The organism is Brucella pseudogrignonensis (assembly GCF_032190615.1).
GTDB lineage: Bacteria > Pseudomonadota > Alphaproteobacteria > Rhizobiales > Rhizobiaceae > Brucella > Brucella pseudogrignonensis_B.
Genome location: NZ_JAVLAT010000001.1, coordinates 766,525 through 780,240 on the forward strand (window position 1 = coordinate 766,525; position 13,716 = coordinate 780,240).

Sequence of the window (13,716 nt, forward strand, 5' to 3'; positions counted from 1 at the left end):
GAAAGCTTCGCCTTTTTTATTTTACTATCAGACTGATTAGTTCTGGTAGCTCGAAGGCGACGCATCGCCGAAACGGTGTGCGGAGCCGTCGCTGTAGGTGTGTGTCTGGATCGATGCAGGAGCGGTGTAATCAACGCCCTGCGTTGCAACTGGCGTGCGATCATTTGCATACAGGTCTGCTGGAGTACCAACATTTGGATTTTCAGCGAAAGCAGCACCGGCGCTAAGGGCAACAGCTACGGCAGCAAGAGCAAACTTCTTCATTTTCATAATCCTTCTATCACCCCATCGGACGGCAATCTGCCACTCCTTTCGGGGACTCCAGGTTGGCAAACAGCCATCCTCCGGGGAGATTCGTTAATTCACTATCTTACGATCCGTCAGCGAACAGCTTGGGAGGTCATGCTCACGACTTGATCAATTTCAACTATTGAGGCCTGCGATCAGGCCTCAATAGCGGATAACGGACGACATGCTTAATTCTGGAAGCTTGATGGCGATGCATCACCGAAACGGTTTGCAGAACCATCCATATAGGTCGACTGGCCGATTGCAGCAGTTGCGGTGTGATCAACACGCTGAGCAGCAACTGGAGTACGATCATTTGCATAAAGATCTGCTGGTGTACCAACATTTGGGTTTTCAGCAAAAGCAGCACCGGCGCTAAGAGCAAGGGCAGCAGCGGCAAGAACAAACTTATTCATTTTCTATCTCCTTAGTCACTTGGGCGACGTTCTCTGCGTCGTCCTCATGCATCTCAAATGGGTGACAGTGATGAAAAGTTCCAGTCACGAAAATGTTTTCCTAATCACACATTTGTGCAACCATTTTTTTCTAAACACACAAATGAAATGAATATTAATAAATATAATCAATATCTTAAATCATATATCAGCATTCACAAATACGTTATAAAGACATTTTTGTTCATTTTTTGCGAACAGTCTGTTATCGATTACTGTATCATATTAATGAACAATAAAGGGCGTTAGTCACAGTTGCAGCGCTAATGATTTAATTGAAAATCAGACCAATGCGCTGTTTGGTTTGTCACCTCAATGACAAACATCAAAAAAGGTCGGCAAGCCGACCCTTTGTTTCAAACAAGTTCACCCGTTTTTCCGCCTGGATTTTAATTGCTCGCGACATTCACAGAACGGCCTGCAATTGAAACCCACTGCCCCGAATGCGACGGTGACTGCATTTTGATATAGCGATAAGAGGTCTTCTCAACCGGCAACACCTCTGATCGCATATTGTCGAGAATGTAATCACCACGATCTGTACGGGCTGTCAGAACGATATGTGCCTCGCTCCCCTGCACCATAGTGATGAGCAGTTGCGAAGGGCTAATACCGCGAGCCATCAGTTTGGCGCGCTTCATCAGTACATAATCTTCGCAGTCCCCCTTCCCATTGCGAGGAATGGTCCAGTAATCGCGCTTACCATAATTATCCTGATCGGAAACCGGCTTGATCGCGGCATTGACCGAAGCATTGATGCTTTGCAGCAGCTTCATGCGATCTGGCGTCAGCTTCATCGGCGCAAGAGCGCGGTGCGAACCGCAATCACGCGGATTGCGCTTGCAATAATCAAGATGACCATAGGGAATACTGGTGATCCCGCCTGCTTCACTCCATTGACCAGCCTTTGCCGGAGCAACAGCTGCGCCAAACAGCGCGATGAAACCTAATGCTGCTGTGGTCATTAAACGCATAGCGGATTCCCATTTTTAAAATGCCACGAAAGGCATTTGTAGAAACTGTTCCCGTTGACCGGCCCGTTTCCCGGGTCTCGCTATCAACCTTTTTTTAACTAACGATGACAAAGCCCCCTTGGTCAAGGAAATTTCATTCCCGAATTGCAACGATCTGAGAAAAGCTGCGATTTTTGCGCGTTCGCGAACTTGTTTATCTAAAGAGGCGATTGCTATTTCATCTGGGAGCGTCCCGATCTAATCTCAAGCCCATACGATTCTCAGAATGAAGCTTTGACATCATGAGCCTGCCTACCAATCCCGCCGATAACCTCGCCGCTCTCATCCGCTGCCCTTCCGTAACGCCCGCAGAAGGCGGCGCGCTTACGGCACTTGCAGCGATGCTTGAGCCAATGGGCTTTTCCGTCCAGCGTCCCGTCTTTACCGATGAAGATACGCCCGACATTGAAAACCTTTATGCGCGCAAATCCGGCAATGGTGCTCATCTGATGTTTGCCGGCCACACCGATGTCGTGCCTCCGGGCAATGAGAGCGACTGGAAACATCCGCCTTTCTCCGCCGCTATCGAAGACGGCATTATGTATGGCCGTGGTGCAGTCGACATGAAGGGTGGCATTGCCTGCTTTGTGGCTGCCGTGGCGCGCCATATTGAAAAACACGGAAGCCTTAAGGGTAGCGTCTCCTTCCTCATCACAGGTGATGAAGAAGGCCCGGCAATCAACGGCACCGAAAAGCTGCTGCAATGGGCCAAAGAGCGTGGTGAAACGTGGGATGCTTCGCTTGTTGGCGAGCCAACCAATCCCGATACGCTTGGCGACATGATCAAGATCGGGCGTCGTGGCTCAATCTCCGGCACGATCACCGTTCACGGCGTACAGGGCCATGCCGCCTATCCGCACCTTGCAGAAAATCCAGTGCGTGGCATCACAACCCTTGTCGATAGCCTGCTCTATCCAGCTTTTGATGAAGGCACTGAAGATTTTCAGGCCAGCAATCTGGAAGTCACCACCATCGATGTTGGCAACAAGGCCACCAATGTCATTGCCAACAAGGCGGTAGCCTCCTTCAATATCCGGTTCAACGATACCTGGACAGCAGACAGCCTGAAGGCCGAAATCATTTCGCGTCTTGAAAAGGCTTCACGCAACGACCGCCTTCGTCCGGGCCGCGAGACGCCCATCAATTATGAACTGACATGGCGCGAACATCCAAGCCATGTGTTCCTGACACGCGATGAAAAGCTGATCGGCACACTCACATCTTCTGTAGAGGCTGTCACCGGCAAACGCCCCAAGCTTTCCACATCGGGCGGCACGTCGGATGCGCGTTTCATCAAGGATTACTGCCCGGTGGTGGAGTTCGGCCTTGTCGGGCAGACCATGCATATGGTTGACGAGCGCGTGGCACTTGCCGACCTTGAAGGCCTGACACAGATCTACGAACGCTTCATCGCTGATTTCTTCGGATAAGGGAACGACATGCCCAGTCTGGATGATATTTTCAGATATTTCACGGGCGTCTGGAAGATGATGCTTGGCCGCAAAGATGGCCTTGCATATCTGGACATCTCAGCAGAAGATTTCTGGGCATCGTTTTATGCGATTATCGTGGCCCTGCCGCCGCTTTTTGCGACGTGGGTTGCCTATGCAGCTGACCTGACAGCAGGGCAAGACGAAGCGGGGCTCCGCCTTGCAATCACTATCCGTGCAGCTTTCGTTGATATTGCAGCGTGGATCATACCACTTATCATAATCGGCCTGCTCGCCCACCGCATCGGTATCTCAAAGCGTTACGCGCCTTACGTCATCGCGACCAATTGGGGCAGCGCGTTGCTGGCTTGGCTTTTCGCGCCCATAACATTGATACAACTATTCTTTCCGGGAGCGCTGGATTTTGCGACGTTGTTCGCTTTTGTGCTTTTCGGCATCTCGATTATCCTGAGCTACCGACTGACATTCATCGTGCTGCAACGCGCACATGCCTATGTCGCACCGTTTTATGCCTGTGTGTTTTTCGGCTCACTGTTTATCACAGTGGTCCTGCAACAGCTTTTTGGCATCGGAATTGGCGCGCAGACTTTTTAAAACGGAAACGGATAATCCACACCAACCAGATAAAGACCGTAAGGTGGTGCAACCTGACCGCAAGCTTTTCGATCTTTCGCTTCTAAAGCGGCCTGCAAATCATCAGCCGTCCAACGGCCAACGCCCACTTCCATCAGGCTTCCTGCAAAGGAACGGACCTGATTATGCAGGAACGAGCGCGCTGAAACCCGCATTTCGACATAATCGCCAGTGCGTGTAATATCCAGCCGGTCGAGCGTTTTGATCGGGCTTTTCGCCTGACATTGCGTTGCGCGAAATGTCGTAAAATCATGCTCACCAAGCAAGCGCTTTGCAGCCTCATGCATCGCTTCGTGGTCAAGGCGTTTCTGCACCCACCAAACGCGCTGATAATCAATTGCCAGCGGCGAACGGCGATTGTGAATGCGATAAAGATAATGCCGTCCACGCGCCGAAAACCGTGCGTCGAAAGCATCCGTCGTCTTCTCGACATTGAGAATGCTGATACGTTCATCCGCCATCACCAGATGCGCATTGAGCGCATCGCGCACTTTCGCAGCACCCCAATCTTTTGTCAGATCGACGTGAATGACCTGCGCGCTCGCATGAACGCCTGCATCGGTGCGGCCTGCCGCACTCAACGTCAGATCTTCTCCGCAGAACTTCTTAAACGCCTGCTCAATCGCGTTCTGCACGGCATGGCCATTTTCCTGCCGCTGCCAACCGACATAGGGCGTGCCGTCATATTCGACTGTGATCTTGTAACGAGGCACTGCTCAGAGAACCTTCGTCACAGACGCGCCACGCAGAAACTCCTGCGCGGGCAAAGGTTTACCACCTGAACGTTGTAACGTTACGAGCCGCACAGCCCCCTCGCCGCACGCAATCGTCAGGCGATCATCAAGTATAGTTCCCGGCACGGTTTCCGGAGCGCCGCTTCCCTCGCCCAATGTGGAGCGCTGAAGTTTGACACGTTCAACTGCACCGTTGATTTCCATCTCGCACCAGGCGCCCGGAAATGGTGAGATGCCACGGATCGTATTGTGAACATCCTTCGCAGGCTTCGACCAATCGATACGCGCTTCCGCCTTTTCGATCTTGGCGGCGTAAGTGACACCTTCTTCGTCCTGTGGCTGAAGTGTGAGACTTTCGCGCTCAAGCGCACCCAATGCACGGACCATCAGATCTGCACCGATAAGGCTTAAACGATCATGCAGCTCGCCTGCAGTCATGTCCGGCGTGATCGCAACTTTTTCCGCCATGGCGACAGGACCGGTATCAAGCCCCGCATCCATTTTCATAATCATCATGCCGGTTTCCGTGTCGCCAGACATAATGGCCCGCTGAATGGGAGCCGCCCCGCGCCAGCGCGGAAGAAGCGACGCATGACCGTTATAACATCCAAGGCGCGGCGCATCGAGAATGGCCTGTGGCAGCAGCAGGCCATAGGCCACAACGATTGCCACATCCGCCTCCAGACTCGCAAAAACGTCCTGCTCTTCCGTGCCTTTCAGGCTTTTCGGCGTGAAAACCGGAATGCCGAATTCCTCAGCCTTTTCATGCACAGGCGACTTGGTCACTTCCAATCCGCGACGGCCCGCCGGTCGCGGTGGCTGCGAATAAACCGCTACAACTTCATAGCCCTGTCCGATGATGGCTGTAAGGATTGGCACGGAGAAATCCGGCGTCCCCATAAAGACGATCCGCATCACAAAGCCCTGTTTGACGCACGCTGGCTGGCGAGCTTCTTGAACTTCTTGATGACCATATCGCGCTTGAGCTTAGAGATATGATCGATAAACAGCACACCATTGAGATGGTCGATTTCATGCTGCAGACAGGTCGCCATCAGCCCGTCGGCTTCCATCGACTTTTCCTTGCCGTCCGCATCAAAATAATTGACCTTGATGCTCGCAGGCCGCTCGACCTCGGCATAATAATCCGGGATCGAAAGACAGCCTTCTTCATAAACGCTGCGTTCGTCCGATGAAGCCACGATCTCTGGATTGATGAAGACATGCGGCTCCTTCGGAGCGTCTTCCTTGGCCAGATCAATCACCAGCATCCGCAGAGGTTCGCCCACCTGAATGGCAGCGAGGCCGATGCCCGGCGCGTCATACATCGTGTCGAGCATGTCGCCGGCAAATTTGCGCAATTGATCATCAAAGCGTTCAACTGGCTTGGACAGTTCACGCAGAAGAGGATCCGGAAGGATGATGAGCGGTTTAATAGACATGCGCTTCACGTAATCGCTTGCGCGAGAATCGTCAATTGTAACTTGTAAAACGTTCTTGTTTTGATCTCATCAAGACGACACGAATCAGCTAAGCTTATTCTATGGAAAACCAGAATCTCTTGAACGAACCGCTTTTGCAGCTTGGTGCAACCTCTTTCACGCTGGGAGATATCCTCCTTGCGGGCATTGTCGTGCTGGTCCTGTGCCTCGCCATTTTCCTCATTGCGGCAGCGCGTTCTGCGCGTCTTCGCGCGGTTGCAGAAGCTCAGGCTGAAGACCGTGCACGCGACGCCGAATATCGCATGGCGGAGATTTTGAAAGCACAATCCGAAATGCAGGGTCGGATGCAAACCATGGCGGAAGTCTTTGGTTCACGGCAGGCAGAGCTCAACCAATCGATCCGCGAACGGCTCGACGGTATGACGCATCGCATCGGCCAGACCATGACCGAGCAGACACGCTCCACCCATGAAAACCTCGCAAAGTTGCAGGAGCGCCTTGCGGTCATCGACACAGCGCAGAACAATATCCAGTCGCTTGCCGGTCAGGTCGTGCAGTTGCAGGCGATCCTTGCCAACAAGCAGACGCGCGGAGCCTTTGGCCAGTCGCGCATGGAAGCGATCATTGCCGATGGTCTGCCGCAAGGCGCTTACGAGTTTCAGGCGACACTCTCCAACGGCACGCGCCCCGATTGCCTTGTCAGGATGCCAAACAACGCGCCTTCACTGGTTATCGATGCGAAATTCCCGCTCGAAGCATGGAACTCCATGCGCGAAACCGAAGCGCCGGAAGCACGCAAAACAGCCGTTGCGCAGTTCCGTCGCGATATGGAAGTGCATATCAAGGATGTTTCCGACAAATATCTGATTACAGGCGAAACGCAGGATACGGCTTTCCTGTTTGTACCATCGGAATCTATTTTTGCCGATATTCATGAGCATTTTGAAGCCCTGATCCAGCGCGCGCACCGGGCGCGGATCGTGATTGTCTCGCCATCGCTCCTCATGCTGTCCATTCAAGTCATTCAGGCGATCCTGAAAGATGCACGTATGCGCGAACAGGCGCATGTCATTCAGGGTGAAGTGATCCGTCTGATGGAAGACGTAGGCCGCCTTGATGAGCGTGTGCGTAAGCTGCAAACCCATTTTGTGCAGGCCAACAAGGATATCGACGAAATTCTGGTGTCTTCAAACAAAGTCACCAAGCGCGGTGCGAAGATCGAAGCACTGGAATTTGGCCCGCCACCGGCTGAAGAGCCGCAGCGCCCGGCACGACAGTCCGATAACCCTCCCACCCAAATGCGCCTGCGTGTGGTGGATGAGGATTGAAAGCTACCAAAACAAAGAAGCCCGCAACTTGCGGGCTTTGTCTTATTGAGGTTTTGACGTCTTGTCAGAGTGGCCAAGATCGCGATCAGGCCAGACCAGATCACGCACGCGTTGCTTCAATACCTTGGCTTCCGGAAATCCGCCGTCCCGCTTGCGCTCCCAGATGACTTCATCTTGACCGCCCGACATAGACAGATGGATTTCAAACACGCCACCTGTGCCGGGCCGCAATGCCACCTCGCCCAAGTCCTGCCCGAATGTCTGCAGCAACTCCTGCGCCAGCCACGCCGCCCGCAACATCCAGTTACATTGCGTGCAATAGGTGATGGAAATGCGAGTCAACGCTTTCATCAGATTTATCCCGATTACCATGCAATAGCGACATTGAGACAAAAAAGAGGTGCCCAAAGGCACCTCATCGTATTTTTAATCATCACCCATCTTGAGTGCCTGAATGAAGGCCTCTTGCGGGATTTCCACCTTGCCGAACTGGCGCATGCGCTTCTTGCCTTCCTTCTGCTTGTCCAGAAGTTTGCGCTTACGCGAAATATCGCCGCCGTAACACTTGGCCGTCACGTCCTTGCGCAGCGCCGAAATAGTTTCGCGCGCCACGATACGGCCGCCAATGGCTGCCTGAATAGGAATCTTGAACATATGCTGTGGGATCAGCTCCTTGAGCTTTTCGCACAACGCACGCCCACGCTTTTCTGCAGCCGAGCGGTGAACGAGCATCGAAAGCGCGTCCACTGGCTCTTCGTTGACCAGGATCGACATCTTGACCAGATCGCCCTCTCGATAATCCGAGAGATTATAGTCGAACGAAGCATAACCCTTAGAGATCGATTTCAGACGATCGTAAAAATCGAACACGACTTCGTTGAGCGGCAGATCATAGGTGATCATCGCGCGCGGACCAACATAAGTGAGATCAATCTGCAGGCCGCGACGCTCCTGACAGAGCTTCATGATCGCACCGAGATAATCATCGGGCGTCATGATTGTGGCGCGAATCCACGGCTCTTCAATCGCTTCGATCTTCACAACGTCCGGCATATCCGCCGGGTTGTGCAGTTCTTTCTGCGAACCATCCTGCATGTTCAGGCGATAGACAACCGAAGGTGCCGTCGTGATGAGATCGAGATCGAACTCACGCTCAAGACGTTCCTGAATGATTTCAAGATGCAGAAGCCCCAGGAACCCGCAACGGAAGCCGAAACCAAGCGCCGCAGACGTTTCCATTTCAAACGAAAATGACGCATCGTTGAGACGCAGCTTGCCCATGGCGGCGCGCAGGTCTTCAAAATCTGCCGCATCAACCGGGAAAAGTCCGCAGAACACGACCGGCTGCGCTGGCTTAAAGCCCGTCAAGGCCGCTGCTGTCGGACGGCGGTCTTCGGTGATGGTATCACCGACGCGCGTATCAGCCACTTCCTTAATAGAAGCGGTGATGAAGCCCAGTTCGCCCGGTCCAAGTTCATCCATTTGAACCATTTTCGGCGTAAACACGCCGGTCCGTTCAACAGGATATTTCGCGCCCGTCCCCATCATGCGGATGGTTTGGCCCTTTTTCAGCACACCGTCGATAACGCGGACCAGAACGATAACGCCGAGATAGCTGTCATACCAGCTGTCGACCAGCATGGCCTTCAACGGCGCATTGCGATCACCCTCTTTCGGAGGCGGCAGCTGCTCGACGATCGCTTCGAGAACATCAGCGATGCCAAGGCCAGTCTTGGCCGAGATCATCACGGCCTTGCTGGCATCGATACCGATCACTTCTTCGATCTGGTTCTGAACGCGCTCAGGCTCTGCTGCCGGAAGATCAACCTTGTTCAGCACCACCACGATCTCATGGTTGTTGTCGATGGCCTGATAGACATTGGCCAGCGTCTGCGCTTCAACACCCTGTGAAGCATCCACCACCAGAAGCGAACCTTCGCACGCAGCCAGCGAACGCGAGACTTCATAGGCGAAGTCGACGTGTCCGGGGGTGTCGATAAGGTTCAGCACATAGTCCTCGCCGTTCTTAGCCTTATAGGTAAGACGAACGGTCTGGGCTTTGATGGTGATGCCGCGCTCGCGCTCGATATCCATCGAGTCGAGGACCTGGTCTTTCATCTCACGCGTGTCCAGCCCGCCCGTCAATTGAATGAGGCGGTCGGCCAGCGTCGATTTGCCGTGGTCGATATGGGCGACGATCGAAAAATTGCGAATATGGTCAAGTGGTGTGCTCATGCGCGCGATTTACCAGTAAGCCGCGAAATCTCAAAGCGGTATTGCATGATTAATACGGGAAAAGCGGCCTTTGTCGCAGTCGTGACAACAAGTCCCCTTTGCGTTGTTGCCAAAAGGCGATAAATCAGCGCCAGAAAACATGCCACAATGATCATGTCCGGCGTTAATAATCAGGCTTTCATGCAGGAGTTCAGGATGAAGACCGAACCAAACGAAGTTCACAACAGGCCGAAACTGGTCACCGTTTTCGGCGGCTCTGGCTTTGTTGGACGCGCGGTCGTAGCAGCCCTTACCAAGCGCGGCTATCGTGTGCGCGTTGCAGTGCGCAAGCCAGAAGTTGCCTATTATATGGCGCCACTGGGCAATGTCGGTCAAATTCAGATGCTTCAGGCCAATGTTCGCAATCGCGCATCGGTTGAACGCGCCATTATGGGTGCCGATCATGTGATCAATCTTGTTGGCATTCTTTCGGAAAGCGGCAAGCAACGTTTCAACAGCGTTCAGGTGCTTGGCGCCAAGAACATTGCCGAAGCCACCAAAGCTGCAGGCATCAAGCTTACGCATCTCTCATCGCTTGCAGCAGATGCAAATTCCGCATCCGATTATGCCCGCACAAAGGCAGAGGGCGAAAAGGCTGTTCTGAGCGTACTGCCCGATACGGTCATCCTGCGTCCGTCGATTATTTTCGGCCATGAAGACAGCTTCTTCAACCGCTTTGCCAATATGGCACGCTTCTCGCCATTCCTACCGGTTATCGGTGGTGGCGAAACAAAGCTGCAGCCGGTTTATGTCGGTGATGTTGCCGAAGCTGTTGCACGCGCCGTTGATGGCGATCTAACCGCAGGCACAATTTATGAACTGGGTGGCCCAGACGTTCAGCCATTCAAGCATTGGATGAAAGATATGCTCGGTGTCATCGCACGCAAGCGCATTATCTTGTCCATTCCGTTCTGGGTTGCTCGAATTCAGGCTTCAGTTCTCGGCCTGTTGCCAAATCCAATGCTCACCAATGATCAGGTAACGTTGCTCAAGTCCGATAATGTTGTGTCGGATCAGGCCACCAAAGAAGGCCGCACATTGCAGGGCATTGGCATCAAGCCTGAAGCCGTCGATGCCATTCTTCCAGCCTATCTCTGGCGCTACCGTGTTGCCGGTCAGTACACCAAGACCGGATTTGCGTGAGATTGAAATACAAATAAATAAAGGGGCCGAAAGGCCCCTTTTCTTTTGCGCGGAACGCTCCTCACCCCCAGATCAGAAGCGCTGCCATTCCAAGAGAACCGACAATCAGACGCCACCATGCAAACAGCTTGAAGCCATGGCGCGAGACATAATCAAGCAAATGCTTGACGACAAACACACCTGAAATAAAGGCCATAACAAAGCCGACGACGATCAGCGCTGTGTCATTCATCGACAGCGAGCTGTGGCTTTTATAAAGATCATAGGTGAAAGCACCGGCCATTGTTGGCATGGCGAGGAAGAATGAAAACTCTGCGGCAGAGCGCTTGTCTGCACCCAGCAAAAGCGCACCAACAATTGTCGAGCCTGAGCGCGATACGCCGGGGATCATGGCAAGGCACTGCACAAAGCCAATCGCCAGACAAATCGGCAGCGGATAATCCATCACATTATTATAACGCGGCTTGAGATCGAGTTGATCGACCCAGAGCAGAATGAAACCGCCAAGAATTAGCATAACGCAAACCAGCATCGGCGTTTCAAACAACACGCTTTTGATAAAGCCATGCGCCATTGCACCAATCACAGCGGCAGGCAGAAACGCCAACAGAATGCCGAAGACAAAGCGCCGTGTGCGGGCATCACGCGGAAAATCGGTCAGAATTTTGATGAGTTTTGACGAGTAGACCGTCAAGATCGCGAGAATTGCACCAAGCTGAATGAGCACCTCAAAGGTCTTACCGTTTGATTCAAAGCCCAGAAAATGGCCGATCAGCAGCAAGTGGCCTGTCGACGAAACAGGGATGAATTCCGTCAAACCTTCGACCAGGCCGAGAAAAGCGGCTTCCAGAAGATTATAAATTTCCATGAAGTCAGTACCTTAGAAGGTGGCAGGATAAAAATGGCGCATCTTGACGAGCTGTTAAGCATGAAAGTGCTACAATTAGCGCCTACAGCGATTGCTTGTCTCCATCAAGCTTAGCACCTATAACCTAAACATTCCGTTGAGGTGGCTTAAATCTCCTGACAGCAGAAAAACCTGCTGCCAGTGCAGATGCCAGCCACAATTCCTGAGCGGAATTCAATCAGAGCTTTTTTAGTCGAGAGTACCGCGTCGATTATGCTTACGCTTTTTCATCATCCTATGTCTTCAGGCTCGCGCTATGTGCGGCTTATTCTCGGTGAATACGATGTTGAAGCGGAAATGATCGAGGAACGCCCGTGGTCGCGCCGAAAAGAATTCCTTGCGCTCAACCCGGCAGCAACCCTGCCGGTTCTGCTGGCCGAACGCGATCTGCCCGTCGTCGGCGCAACCGTCATTGCCGAATATCTTGATGAGACGCGCGGTGCGTTGAAGCGCAGCCGCCGTCTTCTGCCAGAAAGCCCGATGGAGCGCGCCGAAGTGCGTCGCCTTGTCGATTGGTTTTTGCTCAAGCTCGAAAATGAAGTCACACGCCACATTGCCCGCGAGCGCGTGTTCAAGCTGCAAATGGCCGATGAAATGGGTGGCAGTGCGCCTGATTCAACTGCTATTCGTGTCGCACGAACCAATATTCGCCAGCACATGCGCTATATTGACTGGCTTGCAGCCACCCGCGACTGGCTTGCGGGTGGTCATCCGAGTTATGCGGATATCGCAGCAGCGGCTGCTATTTCCGTCCTCGACTATCTCGGCGAAATCGAATGGGGCGAGACAAAAGCTGCGCGCGACTGGTATGCTCGCATGAAATCGCGCCCTGCTTTCCGTCCGCTCCTGGCTGATCGTGTGCGCGGACTGGCTCCAGTGGCTCATTATGGCGATCTCGATTTCTGACACCAATCAAGCTGCGGAAAAAGCACTCAAGCTCAAGCGGTTTCTGATCGAAGAGGCGAAAGCTGTCGGCTTTGATGCCGTGGCTTTCACTGGTCCTGATTCCATCCCGCAAGCGCCCCGGCGTTTGCGGCAATATATTGCTGACGGCCATCATGCCGATATGCTCTGGATGGAAGAAACCGAAGAGCGCCGCGGCAATCCGAGCGTTTTATGGCCTGAAGTCCGGTCCATCATGGTACTTGCCATGAATTACGGCCCGGACAGTAACCCGCTCGAAATTCTCAAACACAAAGACCGGGCGGCAATTTCGGTCTATGCGCAGAACCGCGATTATCACGACATCATCAAAGGCAAGCTCAAGCATGTAGCGAGCCGCTTTGCAGCGCGTGCAGGACAGGATGTCAAAGTCTTTGTTGATACGGCGCCCGTTATGGAAAAGCCGCTGGCACAGGCCGCAGGGCTTGGCTGGCAGGGCAAACACACCAATCTCGTCAGCCGAGAACTTGGTTCGTGGCTGTTTCTCGGCTCAATTTTTACCACCGCTGACATCCCACCCGATCAGCCGGATCGCGATCATTGCGGCTCCTGTCGTGCATGTCTCGATGCCTGTCCGACAAAAGCTTTCCCATCGCCTTACCGGATCGATGCGCGGCGCTGCATCTCCTATCTGAGTATTGAGAATAAAGGCCCGATCCCGCTTGAGTTTCGCAAAGCGATGGGCAATCGCATCTATGGTTGCGACGATTGCCTGTCGGTATGTCCCTGGAACAAATTTGCGCAAACGACCAGCGAGATCAAATTGAAAGCCCGCGATGATCTCAAGGCACCCAAGCTTGCAGATTTTCTCGCCCTTGATGATCCGAGCTTCCGCACGCTGTTTTCTGGCTCACCCGTCAAGCGCATCGGTCGCGACCGCTTTTTGCGCAATGTGCTGATTGCAACAGGCAATTCAGACGATCCGTCGCTGGTACCACACGTGGAAAACCTGCTCGAAGATCCTGCTGCGGTGGTGCGCGGAGCGGCTATCTGGGCATTCAGGCAACTCGCCGATGAAGAACATTTCAAAATTCTAAAAAATCGTCTGGCCTCACGCGAAGAGGATGATACGGTGCGTGCAGAATGGAAATTGGAGGACTGTTAGA

15 protein-coding genes are annotated in these 13,716 nt (G+C 53.2%); 6 read left to right on the plus strand and 9 right to left on the minus strand.

Annotated features, from left to right (window positions below):
- Positions 1 to 36: 36 nt before the first annotated feature.
- The 3 genes from RI570_RS03730 to RI570_RS03740 form a co-directional block, all read right to left on the minus strand.
- Positions 37 to 264: a hypothetical protein gene (locus RI570_RS03730; RefSeq protein ID WP_313827039.1), complete on the minus strand. Its 228-nt coding sequence runs from the start codon at positions 262 to 264 to the stop codon at positions 37 to 39.
- A gap of 212 nt (positions 265 to 476) precedes the next feature.
- Complete coding sequence (locus RI570_RS03735) at positions 477 to 704, minus strand: hypothetical protein (RefSeq protein WP_313827040.1); 228 nt, start codon at positions 702 to 704, stop codon at positions 477 to 479.
- A gap of 428 nt (positions 705 to 1,132) precedes the next feature.
- Positions 1,133 to 1,717, minus strand: coding sequence for a transglutaminase-like cysteine peptidase (locus RI570_RS03740; protein WP_313827041.1), 585 nt, complete (start codon positions 1,715 to 1,717; stop codon positions 1,133 to 1,135).
- A 281-nt stretch (positions 1,718 to 1,998) separates the two neighbouring features.
- Here RI570_RS03740 and dapE point away from each other — a divergent pair, with 281 nt between their 5' ends.
- Both dapE and RI570_RS03750 read left to right on the plus strand, forming a co-directional pair.
- Entirely contained in the window at positions 1,999 to 3,186 is a 1,188-nt protein-coding gene (dapE, locus tag RI570_RS03745) for a succinyl-diaminopimelate desuccinylase (protein WP_313827042.1), read from the plus strand.
- A gap of 9 nt (positions 3,187 to 3,195) precedes the next feature.
- The gene (locus tag RI570_RS03750; RefSeq protein ID WP_313827043.1) at positions 3,196 to 3,801 is read left to right on the plus strand and encodes a hypothetical protein; all 606 of its coding nucleotides are present in this window, start codon (positions 3,196 to 3,198) and stop codon (positions 3,799 to 3,801) included.
- On the opposite strand, the gene truA is transcribed toward RI570_RS03750, so the two are convergent.
- Genes truA through def form a run of 3 tightly spaced genes read right to left on the minus strand, consistent with a single transcriptional unit; the run spans position 3,798 to position 6,016 of the window.
- Positions 3,798 to 4,553 carry a tRNA pseudouridine(38-40) synthase TruA gene (truA, locus tag RI570_RS03755; protein WP_313827044.1) on the minus strand — a complete coding sequence of 252 codons (756 nt, stop codon included), beginning with the start codon at positions 4,551 to 4,553 and terminating at the stop codon, positions 3,798 to 3,800. The two genes, RI570_RS03750 and truA, sit on opposite strands and share 4 nt — an antisense overlap.
- A gap of 3 nt (positions 4,554 to 4,556) precedes the next feature.
- Complete coding sequence (gene fmt, locus RI570_RS03760; protein WP_313827045.1) at positions 4,557 to 5,489, minus strand: methionyl-tRNA formyltransferase; 933 nt, start codon at positions 5,487 to 5,489, stop codon at positions 4,557 to 4,559.
- Positions 5,489 to 6,016 (minus strand): peptide deformylase, encoded by a 528-nt coding sequence (def, locus tag RI570_RS03765; protein WP_313827046.1) that lies wholly within the window; start codon positions 6,014 to 6,016, stop codon positions 5,489 to 5,491. The genes fmt and def overlap by 1 nt, the downstream gene beginning before the upstream one ends.
- Before the next feature lie 101 nt (positions 6,017 to 6,117).
- Between def and RI570_RS03770 the strand changes: the two genes are divergently transcribed.
- On the plus strand, positions 6,118 to 7,344 hold the full coding sequence (locus RI570_RS03770; protein WP_313827047.1) for a DNA recombination protein RmuC: 1,227 nt from the start codon (positions 6,118 to 6,120) through the stop codon (positions 7,342 to 7,344).
- Between the two features lie 42 nt (positions 7,345 to 7,386).
- On the opposite strand, the gene RI570_RS03775 is transcribed toward RI570_RS03770, so the two are convergent.
- Complete coding sequence (locus RI570_RS03775) at positions 7,387 to 7,695, minus strand: SelT/SelW/SelH family protein (RefSeq protein ID WP_313827048.1); 309 nt, start codon at positions 7,693 to 7,695, stop codon at positions 7,387 to 7,389.
- A 75-nt stretch (positions 7,696 to 7,770) separates the two neighbouring features.
- The gene (gene lepA, locus RI570_RS03780; RefSeq protein ID WP_313827050.1) at positions 7,771 to 9,579 is read right to left on the minus strand and encodes a translation elongation factor 4; all 1,809 of its coding nucleotides are present in this window, start codon (positions 9,577 to 9,579) and stop codon (positions 7,771 to 7,773) included.
- 195 nt (positions 9,580 to 9,774) lie between these two features.
- On the opposite strand from lepA, the gene RI570_RS03785 reads away from it, so the two are divergent.
- On the plus strand, positions 9,775 to 10,761 hold the full coding sequence (locus RI570_RS03785) for a complex I NDUFA9 subunit family protein (protein ID WP_313827051.1): 987 nt from the start codon (positions 9,775 to 9,777) through the stop codon (positions 10,759 to 10,761).
- A gap of 61 nt (positions 10,762 to 10,822) precedes the next feature.
- Here RI570_RS03785 and RI570_RS03790 read toward each other — a convergent pair whose 3' ends face one another.
- Positions 10,823 to 11,629 (minus strand): undecaprenyl-diphosphate phosphatase, encoded by an 807-nt coding sequence (locus RI570_RS03790; protein WP_313827053.1) that lies wholly within the window; start codon positions 11,627 to 11,629, stop codon positions 10,823 to 10,825.
- A 252-nt stretch (positions 11,630 to 11,881) separates the two neighbouring features.
- On the opposite strand from RI570_RS03790, the gene RI570_RS03795 reads away from it, so the two are divergent.
- Together RI570_RS03795 and queG are read left to right on the plus strand one after the other, a co-directional pair.
- A complete protein-coding gene (locus tag RI570_RS03795; RefSeq protein ID WP_313827055.1) occupies positions 11,882 to 12,574 on the plus strand; it encodes a glutathione S-transferase family protein in 693 nt (230 codons plus the stop codon).
- Complete coding sequence (queG, locus tag RI570_RS03800; protein ID WP_313827056.1) at positions 12,555 to 13,715, plus strand: tRNA epoxyqueuosine(34) reductase QueG; 1,161 nt, start codon at positions 12,555 to 12,557, stop codon at positions 13,713 to 13,715. The genes RI570_RS03795 and queG overlap by 20 nt, the downstream gene beginning before the upstream one ends.
- The last annotated feature ends 1 nt before the right edge of the window (position 13,716 follow it).

Bases quoted from the DNA above. Each gene is read 5' to 3' on its own strand.
- RI570_RS03730 (WP_313827039.1), bottom strand. From the start codon at position 264: ATGAAGAAGTTTGCTCTTGCTGCCGTAGCTGTTGCCCTTAGCGCCGGT.
- RI570_RS03735 (WP_313827040.1), bottom strand. From the start codon at position 704: ATGAATAAGTTTGTTCTTGCCGCTGCTGCCCTTGCTCTTAGCGCCGGT.
- RI570_RS03740 (WP_313827041.1), bottom strand. From the start codon at position 1,717: ATGCGTTTAATGACCACAGCAGCATTAGGTTTCATCGCGCTGTTTGGC.
- dapE (WP_313827042.1), top strand. From the start codon at position 1,999: ATGAGCCTGCCTACCAATCCCGCCGATAACCTCGCCGCTCTCATCCGC.
- RI570_RS03750 (WP_313827043.1), top strand. From the start codon at position 3,196: ATGCCCAGTCTGGATGATATTTTCAGATATTTCACGGGCGTCTGGAAG.
- fmt (WP_313827045.1), bottom strand. From the start codon at position 5,489: ATGCGGATCGTCTTTATGGGGACGCCGGATTTCTCCGTGCCAATCCTT.
- def (WP_313827046.1), bottom strand. From the start codon at position 6,016: ATGTCTATTAAACCGCTCATCATCCTTCCGGATCCTCTTCTGCGTGAA.
- RI570_RS03770 (WP_313827047.1), top strand. From the start codon at position 6,118: ATGGAAAACCAGAATCTCTTGAACGAACCGCTTTTGCAGCTTGGTGCA.
- RI570_RS03775 (WP_313827048.1), bottom strand. From the start codon at position 7,695: ATGAAAGCGTTGACTCGCATTTCCATCACCTATTGCACGCAATGTAAC.
- lepA (WP_313827050.1), bottom strand. From the start codon at position 9,579: ATGAGCACACCACTTGACCATATTCGCAATTTTTCGATCGTCGCCCAT.
- RI570_RS03785 (WP_313827051.1), top strand. From the start codon at position 9,775: ATGAAGACCGAACCAAACGAAGTTCACAACAGGCCGAAACTGGTCACC.
- RI570_RS03790 (WP_313827053.1), bottom strand. From the start codon at position 11,629: ATGGAAATTTATAATCTTCTGGAAGCCGCTTTTCTCGGCCTGGTCGAA.
- RI570_RS03795 (WP_313827055.1), top strand. From the start codon at position 11,882: ATGCTTACGCTTTTTCATCATCCTATGTCTTCAGGCTCGCGCTATGTG.
- queG (WP_313827056.1), top strand. From the start codon at position 12,555: ATGGCGATCTCGATTTCTGACACCAATCAAGCTGCGGAAAAAGCACTC.